Genomic DNA, 10,324 nt, shown 5'->3' on the forward strand with positions numbered 1-10,324 from the left:
TAGTGTGAGACTTGATACTTTCGCTTCACGGCAGCATCTCCTGAGAAACACCACCACGCTCAAAGCCAAGCACCAAGCGCCCACACTTATCGGCTGTTAGTTTTTAAAGAACATGCGCTACCCACCGTAGAATCCCAACCCCCAGAACTCCACCGCTTTCGCGTCGCTGCATCCGCAGCACAGAAACGAGATTATGAAGAATCTTTTTCTCCTTGTCAACAAGTTTGTGAGCGTTTGCTTTCAAACTTACCGATTTTGGAGGCCGCTTGTTTCTTTAGCGGCCCTCGTTGCGAAACGAGGAGACGAATAATAGGCGATGGAGCGTACTAAGGCAAGGACATCCGCAAACTATTTTCGGGAATACCCTAGCAGCCCCTTAATGACCCTTCCCCAGCCCCATTTCGTCGATGGGGACAGCTTCCGACATGGCCGCATAACCCGCATCGCTGGGATGGATATGGTCGCCGCTGTCATAGCGGCGCTGCAGGCGGTCTGGACGGGCCGGGTCCCGGAGCGCCTGGTCGAAGTCGATCACGCCATCGAATGCTCGGCTTGAACGGATCGAGTCGTTCACTGCCGTTCTGATTGCCTCGCGCTCCGGGGGCAGCGAGGCCGGTGTCAAGGTTGCCCCGTAGATCCGGACACCACGCTGGTGCGCCTGCGCGATCAGCCGTTGATACCCGCGCAGCAGCAAATCAGCGGTTACTGGCGTGTGGGGGTCGTCGCAATCCAGACCGGCGCGTGGGGGCATCGAGGGGAAATTGATGTCGTTGATGCCAATCATAAGGATCACCGCGCGCACGCCGGGCTGGCGCAATGCGTCGCGGTCGAACCGGTTCAAAAGCGCATCGCCATAACACGGCGACCCACTCAGCAATCGATTGCCGCTGATCCCAGCGTTCACGACCGCGGTGCCGTCGATGCCCTTTTGGGTCAGCCGGCGCGCCAATGCGTCCGGCCAACGGCGGTTCGCGTTCGGCGTGGAGCGCATGCCGTCGGTGATGGAGTCTCCGATTGCTACCAGCGCTCGCGCTGGCGCTGCGTCGACGGAGACGCTCGTCAGCCATACGAATTGCGTGAAGCGGGTGCGAAACGCGGCGGCGTCGGTATCGGAGGAATGGTTGCCTGGTGTCGATACATAATTCGTCTGGTTCGCCACCCTGTGCCACGCGGCCATTTTCTGGCCCGCTCCCATATAGGTACTGACGGCGAGCGGCTGGTGGGCGGTGACGTCGAAGGCGACCGGGTCACTGTCTGTCTGGCCGCCCGGCGCGATGGTCACGCCTGCCTTGCCAGCGAACGTCACAGGACGGCTGGTGCCCGCCCGGATCGCGGCCGCGCCACCGGACGCTGAACGCGCTACTTGTACGCCCTCGATCACCAGCGGCGCTGTGCCATACACATTGCTCAGACGCAGCCGGACGTGCCGGCCGTCGATGGCTGGATACACGATCTGCCGAACAGTCCGGCCGCCCATTTCAGGCGCGCGATACAGCGCCGGCAAATCCGGCCGCTGCGGAATTGCCTGTAACGCCGTGCCCCAGGCGCTGACCCAGTGTTCGGCCGGCGCGTCGTCCGCGAGAGCGCTGGTGGGCGACAACAGGGAAGCAAACAGCGTCGCGGCGGCAACGGTGGAAAGGGCGCGAAGATTCATCAGGGAACGAGAGATTTTTGAGGGGAAAAGCGATTGTGCCTGAATGGGCAAACCAGGCGCTTACAGTTCGGCGGATGGTTCGCGGCTACGTATGTGCGACTCGACATGGCTTCCAGGCCTGGGCACAGGATCGTTGCGCTAAGTAGACCGGGAGACGTGGAACGCGCCACGAGGCAAGCGAGTTAGCGCCCATGTCAGTCGATAGCAAATGCGCAACCGGACATGCTTGCGCGATGCTCAAAATCCCGAGGCCCGATTCCCAAGCAGATCCACCGAACGCCTTTTTGTCGTCGAAAATCGGACCATTTTGTGAAAAGCCCTCAGAATGTCGGCATTCCGCCTCGCGGTTCTCACTTTGTCCGGTACTTATTCAGCATGCATTCCAAAACTTCTCCCAGCACCAGCGCCGCACCTTCCCACATCGAATGGGAGGAAAAAGGCGAGAACCGGTCGGCGCTCTGGCACTCGGAAAGCGGAATCGCGCCGCCCAAGCGTGTGGTGATCGGCGATGACCAGATGACCGCCGACTCGGCGTATCGGCTGGCTTGCGAAGGCACGGCCATTCTCTGGCGCGGCGATTTCCAGAACGCTCGCCAGTTGCTGCAAGCGGTTACGCGACGCATCGAAACACGGCCGAAAAAGTCCGCTAAAGCAAAAGCGAAAGAACGCAGCGCTGCCCCCGATGCACCGCCAGCCGCGCCGCCCGCTGCCGCCGAGGCGTTCAATCTGCATCGGCTCGCCCAGTCGCAGCGGGCGCGCACGCTTGGCATGTTGCTTTTGCCGCTGGACGCCGAGTACGCGATTCCGCTGCGTCGAGCGCCAGTTGTGAAGGAGGCGTGCGAAGAGGCGTATGGCGCGGCTACCGGTGAGTCAATTGTGTCGCTGCGTGAGGTGCTCGGGCTGGTCGGCGCGCACGAGTGGCGCAAAAAGGGCGTGGACGTCGAGGCACTCGGCGCGCGGATTCACCCTTATTACGGCGTGTTTTCGCCGGTGCGCGGCGAGTACATCAAGCTGGTGGCCGATCAGCCGTTGCCATCGAAGGAACTGGCTTTCGATATCGGCACCGGGACGGGCGTGCTCGCCGCCTTGCTGGCGCAGCGCGGCGTGAAGCGTGTGATAGCAACGGAAATCGATGCCCGGGCGCTGGCCTGCGCGCGCGAAAACATCGAATTACTGGGGTTCGATCAGCAAGTAAAAGTGCTCGAAGCGGATCTTTTCCCCGAAGGCCGTGCACCGTTGATCGTCTGCAATCCGCCATGGCTGCCGGCCCGGCCGAGTTCGGCTATTGAACACGCGATCTACGATCCGGAAAGCCGCATGCTGCGCGGATTTCTCGATGGCCTCGCCGCGCATCTGACGCCCGGCGGCGAAGGCTGGCTGATTCTTTCCGATATCGCCGAACATCTTGGCTTGCGGACGCGTGCGCAATTCCAGGAATGGGTCGACCGCGCCGGGTTGAAGACGGACGGCCGCATGGATATTCGTCCGCATCACCCCCGCGCCGCCGATAAGACCGATCCGCTCTATCACGCGCGTTCGGCCGAGGTCACGTCGTTGTGGCGTCTGGTGCCGGCTTGAGTTTCTTCTTTGGCGCGGGCGTCGGCGTTGGCGTTTAGGTGGGCTTCGTACTCGCTATATAAGCCAGCGCCGCCTCACCCGCGACCAAACCGCTCGCGAAACACGCCGTGAGCAGATAACCACCCGTTGGCGCCTCCCAATCCAGCATCTCGCCAGCGCAAAAAACGCCGGATATCGCGTTGAGCATCAGGTGCGAATCGAGCGATTCGAACGGCACGCCGCCCGCGCTGCTGATCGCTTCGGCGATTGGCCTCGGGCGCGTCACGGTCATCGGCAATGCCTTGATGCGTTGAGCGAGACCCGTGGTATCGGTGAAATCTTCGCGGCTCAATATCTCTCGCAACAAGCCCGCCTTTGCGCCCGTCAGGTTCAAGCGGCTCTGCAAATGGCTCGACATCGATCGGGCAGCGCGCGGATGCGTCACTTCGTCGTGAACTCGCTGCGGCGTCAGTGCTGGCAGAAGATCGAGGAAAAACGTGCCATCGCCGGCTGCCAGACGGTCGCGAATGCGCGCGGACATCGCGTAGATCAGACTGCCTTCAATACCCGTCGATGTCAGCAAGCACTCACCCGTGCGCCAGTCGATACTCCCATCCTCACGCGGCAAACCGATCGCAACCGCTTTCAGTGGTTCACCTGCAAATCGGCTGCTGAAATGCTCGCTCCAGTCGATATCGAAACCACAATTGGACGGGGCGAAAGGCGACAAATGCACGTCGTGCGCTTCCAGATGTGGAATCCACGCGGCGTCTGAGCCGAGTCGCGGCCAACTCGCGCCGCCAAGTGCGAGCACGACGGCATCGGCTTCGCCTGAGCGTTCGCCTTCCGGCGTGGTGAACCGCAGAATCCGCAAAGCTTCGTCGCCCCAACCAAGCCATTTATGCCGCATATGGAACCGTACGCCCGACCCGCGCAACCGATGCAACCAGGCACGCAGCATCGGCGCTGCTTTCATATCGGTGGGAAACACGCGGCCCGAGCTGCCGACGAAGGTTTCGACCCCCAATCCGTGAACCCAGGCGCGTAAGGCGGTGGCGTCGAAACGGCGCAGCAGCGGTTCTATCTGCAAGCGGCGCTCGGCGTAACGCGAGAGGAATAGCTCGGTCGGTTCCGAATGCGTGAGATTCATCCCACCCTTGCCTGCCATCAGGAATTTGCGACCGACCGACGGCATGGCGTCATACAGATCCACTTCGACGCCGCCCGTCGCCAGCGCTTCGGCGGCCATCAAGCCAGCAGGGCCGCCGCCAATAACGGCAACGCGCGCGCGACGAATTTCTACGGAGGACGGCGACGGTGACGGCATGCGAACGACACGATTGGAAGCGAAGCCGCATTGTCGCATTCGATGCCGAGGACCCGCGAACCATCCATGACTCGCAGCCGGGACCAAACTGAGTGCGCCCCACCTCCCGCTGCATAATTCGGCGACGAATTTCAAAAAGGAGATGTCGGTGCAAAACGAATGGTCGAGCATCCGTTCCGGTCAGGCCGACGCGCTGCACGACGCAATAGTCGAACTATCCGGCTGGATGATTCCGCTCGAGTTGGAACCTTGCGTCGATTATTTCCTGCTGGCAGCCGACGCTCCGTGTTGTCCGGGCTGCGTGCCAGCGGATCCGCGGTCGAGCATCGAAGTCATCGGTGCCTCATTGATCCAGGTGGAAGTCGGACCAGTGACGATTCGCGGACGACTGCGCCGTTTAATCGATGATCCGGCGGGCTGGCGTTATCAACTCGTCGACGCCCGCGTGACGAGCCAGGACAGGCCATTCAACCGGCGAGCGTTCCTGGCATCGACGGCCGCGCTGAGTTTGGTGGCCTGCGCCCGTGGCCGCTTCGCTGGATATAGCGACAATCCGGACGCGCGGGCTACCGCTCAAAGCTGGCGCTCGACCAATACGCTGACGATGGACATGCACAGCCACGCCGGCCGGGTGACCATCTCCCGCGATCCGGCGATTGGCGCCAACCGCCCTTTTGCCTCGCTTGCCGCGCCCATGCGCAGCGGCGGCATGAACATAGTCACACTGGCTATCGTCACCGATACCGTGGTCACGCGGGTATCGTCAGATCGCAAGCGTTTCGAAGCGTACCGGACACCCGCGCCCGGCGAACTGTACGCGCTCGGGCAAACGGAATTTGCGCGGGTGCATGCATTGATCGAGCGCGAACAAATGAATGTGATTACTAGCAGCGCGTCGCTGAAAGTGAATGCGAGCGCGGGTCCGAGCGCAATCATCGCTTCAGAAGGGGGCGATTTTCTGGAGGGACAACTGGATCGCGTGGATGAAGCCTACACGCAGCACCAGTTGCGCCACTTGCAACTGGTGCACTACCGAGTGAACGAACTCGGCGATATCCAGACCGAACCGCCCCAGCATGGCGGTTTGACCGATTTCGGCGCGCAAGTGGTCCGGCGATGCAATGACCTTGGGATCGTGATCGATGTCGCACACGGAACCTTCGATCTCGTCAAACGGGCGGCGTCGGTGTCGTCGAAACCATTGGTTTTGTCTCATACCGCGCTGTCCGCGCATCCTGGTGGCCGAAGCCGGCTGATTAGCCCTGACCACGCCCGTGCCGTCGCCGATACAGGCGGCGTGATTGGCGTCTGGCCAAGTTCCGGAACATTCCGGGATTTGCAGGGGATGGCAGAAGGCGTCAAGCGGATGGCCGATCTGGTCGGCGTCGACCATGTCGGCGTGGGCACGGACATGCTGGGCTTTATTTCTCCGCCGGTTTTCACTCACTACGGCCAGTTGCCCGATTTCGCGAATCAGCTCCTCGCAGCGGGATTCTCGAACGAGGAAACGGGGAAGATTCTTGGGGAGAATTACAGGCGAGTGTTTGAGGCGAGCGTTGGGTAGGTGTCTATCGGTCCTGCCTTGTGTCCCATACCCGCAAGATCACGATCCTATCGGGCTTCGCTGCATACGCCGGGATAATTTCGTAGTAGTGCTCGTAGGTCCCGACCAAAACCACATTCTTATGAACCTCACGCGCAGGCGGTCCATCGTAGCCGTCCAGCGCTTCCCCAATTCGATGTTCTCCGGGAGTACCCAATTTTTTCGCGGTACCGAGCAATGCTCTTATTACCAGGGTGGTCCTCTCTGCGCTCGTGAGCAACTTCAGAAAGTCTCGGATTGCTGCAATATCGGATGCGGCACGGTTCGTCAATTCAACGCGGACACTCATGCTTGGGGCGCCGGTCGCTCGCTTGACGTATCGAGGCTATCCAGCCACTCATCCATCGCATCCATACTTACCGTGCGGCCACCATCCACATCATCCAAGCCTTCGCGGATAGCTTTGCGGCGATCTCGCTGCGACGCAAGATAAAGGGTCAACGCCTTCTTCATGACCCATTGGCGGGGCCGTTCGAGTTCAGCAGCCAACGCATCCACCTCCTCAGCCAAGCTGAGGGGGACCTGAGCGGTTATCGTCTTCATTGCGACCGGCATCGCACACCTCATTATTATAAAATAATAGAGTCTATTGTAAATTAATTTCCCAGGCGCAGACGTATCTCGTGCCAGCCGATGGTCGCCGCGAATCACAATCTCAAAAAATAACTATTAACCGACCGGACGGTCGGCTTATAATTGCGGCACAGTGACTTCCTACAGCGAGCGATCGTCATGTACACGCAATCCCTCGATATCCCCGGCAACGTGCAGTCCATCGATCCGGCGTCCACATCGCCAGAACTCAGCCGTTTTGACGCCGTGATGGCCGCCGACGGCAAGATCGAACCCCAGGACTGGATGCCCGAGGCGTATCGCAAGACGCTGATCCGCCAGATCTCGCAGCACGCGCATTCGGAAATCGTCGGCATGTTGCCCGAAGGCAACTGGATTTCACGCGCACCGAGCCTGAAGCGCAAGGCGATCCTGCTCGCGAAGGTGCAGGACGAAGGCGGCCACGGCCTCTATCTATATAGCGCAGCGGAAACCATGGGCGTGTCGCGCGATCAACTCGTCGACGCCCTGCACGCAGGCAAAGCCAAATATTCGAGCATTTTCAATTACCCGACGCCCACGTGGGCAGACGTCGGCGTGATCGGCTGGCTGGTGGACGGCGCGGCGATCATGAACCAGATCCCGCTCTGCCGCTGCACATATGGCCCGTATGCGCGCGCCATGATCCGCATCTGCAAGGAAGAGTCATTCCATCAGCGGCAAGGTTTCGACGCGCTGCTCTCCATGATGAAAGGCACGCAAGCCCAGAAGGAAATGGTCCAGCAGGCAGTGGACCGCTGGTGGTGGCCGGTGCTGATGATGTTCGGCCCGAGCGACAAGGATTCCATCCATAGCGGGCAGTCGTTCAAATGGGGCATCAAGCGGATATCGAATGATGATTTGCGGCAGAAATTCGTCGATGCCACCGTCGAGCAGGCCAGGATTCTCGGCGTCACGCTACCCGACCCCGATTTGAAATGGAACGAAGAACGGCAGGCGCACGACTACGGCGAGATCGACTGGGAAGAATTCTGGCGCGTCGTGAATGGCGACGGCCCCTGCAACAAGGAACGCCTCGCCACGCGAGTCAAAGCACACGACGACGGCCTCTGGGTTCGCGAAGCCGCCCTCGCCTACGCCGCCAAGCAAGCCGCGCGTGCGCAAAAGCAAGCTGCATAAAGTAAAGATGAAGGAGCGACAAATGAACAACGAATGGCCGATCTGGGAAGTGTTCGTACGCAGCAAGCAGGGCCTTGATCACAAGCATTGCGGCAGCCTGCACGCGCCTGACGCACCTGCAGCGCTGCGCATGGCGCGCGATGTTTATACGCGGCGCCAGGAAGGCGTGAGCATTTGGGTGGTTCCATCGGCGGCAATCACAGCCTCCGATCCCGCCGATAAAGCCGAGTTCTTCGATCCGGCCGGCGACAAAATATATCGTCACCCCACGTTCTTCGTGCTGCCCGACGAAATCAACCACATGTGACACGAAGGTCTAGCCATGACGACGCCCCAACATCTGTCCTACGTACTACGCCTTGCCGATAACGCGCTGATCCTCGGCCAGCGCAACGGCGAATGGTGCGGACACGGCCCGGTGCTCGAGGAAGATATCGCGCTGGCCAATATCGGCCTCGATCTGATCGGCCAGGCAAGATTGCTTTACTCGCACGCGGCCACGCTCGACGCCGAGCTTTACGGCACGAAGAAAACCGAAGATGACTACGCGTATTTCCGCAATGAACGCGATTTCCGCAATTACACGCTGACGGAGTTGCCACACGCGGGTCCGCTCTCGGGCACAGCGCGTTCGGATCGCGACTACGCGGTAACGGTCGTACGCAACTTCCTCTATTCGACGCTGATGGCACATCTGTGGACAGCGCTCACGCAATCGACCGATACGCAACTGGCGGCAATCGCGTCGAAGTCGATCAAGGAAACGCGTTATCACCTGAATCACGCGAGCGACTGGCTGCTGCGCTTCGGCGACGGCACCGAGGAATCGCACGCTCGCGCTCAGGCGGCGGTAGATTACCTGATGCCGTACACGCGCGAGTTTTTCAGTACCGATGACGTGGAAACGAGCATCGCCGATGCGGGTATCGGTCCGCTGACTGCTGATCTGGAAACCCCGTGGCGCGAAGACGTGGATGCAACGCTGGCGCAAGCCACGCTGCAAAAGCCAGCCGATGCCAAACACGTGACAACCGGCAAGCTCGGCGAACATTCCGAGCACATGGGTTTCCTGCTCGCCGAACTGCAAAGCCTCGCGCGGCAGCATCCGGGCGCGAGCTGGTGAACTCGATGACGACCACCGCTGAAGCTTCGTTCGAGCTCGATCGCGTATGGCAAGTGCTGGACGCTGTGCCCGATCCGGAAATCCCGGTGGTCTCCATCCGTGAGCTAGGCATTCTCCGCGATGTCCGCCGCGCCGCCGACGACACCCTGGAAATCGTCATCACGCCCACCTATTCGGGCTGCCCGGCGATGTACCAGATTGCCGAGGACATTGGCGCCGCATTGGACGCAGCGGGCTTCGCGAACCATCGCATCGAAACGGTTCTGGCACCCGCATGGACCACCGACTGGATGACCGACGCGGCCCGCGACAAGCTCAGGCAATACGGCATCGCCCCGCCCATGGGCAATTGCGGTTCAAACGAGCACGTGGCGCAAGAACGGCCGATCCGCTTCGCGCCGCGCGTCGTGGATAAACCCGCCTGCCCGCGCTGCGGCTCATCACATACCGAACGCCTCGCCCAATTCGGCTCGACCGCATGCAAGGCGCTGTATCGCTGCATGGATTGCCGCGAGCCGTTCGACTACTTCAAACCGTACTGAAAACGACCATGGCGACTCCGCAATTCCACTCGCTGCGCATCCGCGACGTCCGTCCCGAAACCGCCGACGCCGTCACGGTGTCCTTCGATGTCCCCGAAACCCTGCGCGATGCATTTCGCTTCACGCAAGGCCAGTTCGTCACGCTGAAGACGCATATGGACGGCGAGGAAATGCGGCGTTCGTATTCCATTTGCGTCGGCGTGACCGATTACGACCGCGACGGCGAATTGCGTATCGGCATCAAGCGCGTGCGGGGTGGCCGCTTCTCGAACTTCGCTTTCGATACGCTGAAACCCGGCCACGAAATTGAAGTGATGACGCCCGATGGCCGCTTTTTCACACACCTGAACGCCGATCACGTGAAGCATTACGTGGCATTTTCCGGCGGCTCGGGGATCACGCCGGTGCTCGCGATCATCAAGACGACGCTGGAAACGGAGCCGACCAGTCGTTTCACGCTCGTCTACGGCAATCGCAGCGTGGACGCGATCATGTTTGCCGAAGAGCTGGAAGACCTGAAGAACCGCTTCATGAGCCGGTTCTCGCTGTACCACGTGTTATCGGACGATTTGCAGGATGTCGAACTGTTTAACGGCGTGCTGAACCAGGAGAAGTGCGCGGCGTTCCTTGAGTCGCTCGTTCCCGCCAATGCAATCGACGAAGCCTTCATTTGCGGTCCCGGCCCGATGATGGACGCCGCCGAAGCTGCGCTGAAAAGCGCGGGCGTGCCGCCGCAGCAGGTTCACGTTGAACGATTCGGCACGCCGTTGCCGCAAGCGGGCGTGCC

General features: G+C 60.8%; 11 protein-coding genes. 7 read left to right on the forward strand and 4 right to left on the reverse strand.

Annotated features, from left to right (window positions below; all coding sequences use genetic code 11):
• Window positions 1-376: 376 nt before the first annotated feature.
• Window positions 377-1,654, reverse strand: coding sequence for an SGNH/GDSL hydrolase family protein (locus JWR14_RS37145; protein WP_299719552.1), 1,278 nt, complete (start codon window positions 1,652-1,654; stop codon window positions 377-379).
• Between the two features lie 375 nt (window positions 1,655-2,029).
• On the opposite strand from JWR14_RS37145, the gene JWR14_RS37150 reads away from it, so the two are divergent.
• Window positions 2,030-3,232 carry a class I SAM-dependent methyltransferase gene (locus JWR14_RS37150; protein ID WP_299719554.1) on the forward strand — a complete coding sequence of 401 codons (1,203 nt, stop codon included), beginning with the start codon at window positions 2,030-2,032 and terminating at the stop codon, window positions 3,230-3,232.
• Window positions 3,233-3,266: 34 nt separating this feature from the next.
• Here JWR14_RS37150 and JWR14_RS37155 read toward each other — a convergent pair whose 3' ends face one another.
• Entirely contained in the window at window positions 3,267-4,538 is a 1,272-nt protein-coding gene (locus tag JWR14_RS37155) for a TIGR03862 family flavoprotein (protein ID WP_299719556.1), read from the reverse strand.
• Window positions 4,539-4,680: 142 nt separating this feature from the next.
• On the opposite strand from JWR14_RS37155, the gene JWR14_RS37160 reads away from it, so the two are divergent.
• Complete coding sequence (locus JWR14_RS37160; protein WP_299719558.1) at window positions 4,681-6,102, forward strand: membrane dipeptidase; 1,422 nt, start codon at window positions 4,681-4,683, stop codon at window positions 6,100-6,102.
• A 4-nt stretch (window positions 6,103-6,106) separates the two neighbouring features.
• Here JWR14_RS37160 and JWR14_RS37165 read toward each other — a convergent pair whose 3' ends face one another.
• A complete protein-coding gene (locus JWR14_RS37165) occupies window positions 6,107-6,430 on the reverse strand; it encodes a type II toxin-antitoxin system RelE/ParE family toxin (protein WP_299719560.1) in 324 nt (107 codons plus the stop codon).
• Entirely contained in the window at window positions 6,427-6,696 is a 270-nt protein-coding gene (locus JWR14_RS37170) for a ribbon-helix-helix protein, CopG family (RefSeq protein ID WP_299719562.1), read from the reverse strand. The genes JWR14_RS37165 and JWR14_RS37170 overlap by 4 nt, the downstream gene beginning before the upstream one ends.
• A gap of 177 nt (window positions 6,697-6,873) precedes the next feature.
• Between JWR14_RS37170 and paaA the strand changes: the two genes are divergently transcribed.
• The 5 genes from paaA to JWR14_RS37195 form a co-directional block, all read left to right on the forward strand.
• Window positions 6,874-7,872: a 1,2-phenylacetyl-CoA epoxidase subunit PaaA gene (paaA, locus tag JWR14_RS37175; RefSeq protein ID WP_299719564.1), complete on the forward strand. Its 999-nt coding sequence runs from the start codon at window positions 6,874-6,876 to the stop codon at window positions 7,870-7,872.
• 22 nt (window positions 7,873-7,894) lie between these two features.
• A complete protein-coding gene (gene paaB, locus JWR14_RS37180) occupies window positions 7,895-8,179 on the forward strand; it encodes a 1,2-phenylacetyl-CoA epoxidase subunit PaaB (protein WP_047894950.1) in 285 nt (94 codons plus the stop codon).
• Window positions 8,180-8,194: 15 nt separating this feature from the next.
• A complete protein-coding gene (gene paaC, locus JWR14_RS37185) occupies window positions 8,195-8,995 on the forward strand; it encodes a 1,2-phenylacetyl-CoA epoxidase subunit PaaC (RefSeq protein ID WP_299719568.1) in 801 nt (266 codons plus the stop codon).
• A gap of 5 nt (window positions 8,996-9,000) precedes the next feature.
• Entirely contained in the window at window positions 9,001-9,537 is a 537-nt protein-coding gene (gene paaD / locus JWR14_RS37190; protein WP_299719570.1) for a 1,2-phenylacetyl-CoA epoxidase subunit PaaD, read from the forward strand.
• 8 nt (window positions 9,538-9,545) lie between these two features.
• Window positions 9,546-10,324 (forward strand): FAD-binding oxidoreductase (locus JWR14_RS37195; RefSeq protein WP_299719573.1); only part of this gene is annotated, 779 nt, incomplete at its 3' end.

Origin of the sequence: Caballeronia sp. (assembly GCF_028292365.1) — a bacterium.
GTDB lineage: Bacteria > Pseudomonadota > Gammaproteobacteria > Burkholderiales > Burkholderiaceae > Caballeronia.

Bases quoted from the DNA above. Each gene is read 5' to 3' on its own strand.
- JWR14_RS37145 (WP_299719552.1), bottom strand. From the start codon at position 1,654: ATGAATCTTCGCGCCCTTTCCACCGTTGCCGCCGCGACGCTGTTTGCT.
- JWR14_RS37165 (WP_299719560.1), bottom strand. From the start codon at position 6,430: ATGAGTGTCCGCGTTGAATTGACGAACCGTGCCGCATCCGATATTGCA.
- paaD (WP_299719570.1), top strand. From the start codon at position 9,001: ATGACGACCACCGCTGAAGCTTCGTTCGAGCTCGATCGCGTATGGCAA.
- JWR14_RS37150 (WP_299719554.1), top strand. From the start codon at position 2,030: ATGCATTCCAAAACTTCTCCCAGCACCAGCGCCGCACCTTCCCACATC.
- paaA (WP_299719564.1), top strand. From the start codon at position 6,874: ATGTACACGCAATCCCTCGATATCCCCGGCAACGTGCAGTCCATCGAT.
- paaC (WP_299719568.1), top strand. From the start codon at position 8,195: ATGACGACGCCCCAACATCTGTCCTACGTACTACGCCTTGCCGATAAC.
- paaB (WP_047894950.1), top strand. From the start codon at position 7,895: ATGAACAACGAATGGCCGATCTGGGAAGTGTTCGTACGCAGCAAGCAG.
- JWR14_RS37170 (WP_299719562.1), bottom strand. From the start codon at position 6,696: ATGCCGGTCGCAATGAAGACGATAACCGCTCAGGTCCCCCTCAGCTTG.
- JWR14_RS37155 (WP_299719556.1), bottom strand. From the start codon at position 4,538: ATGCCGTCACCGTCGCCGTCCTCCGTAGAAATTCGTCGCGCGCGCGTT.
- JWR14_RS37160 (WP_299719558.1), top strand. From the start codon at position 4,681: ATGTCGGTGCAAAACGAATGGTCGAGCATCCGTTCCGGTCAGGCCGAC.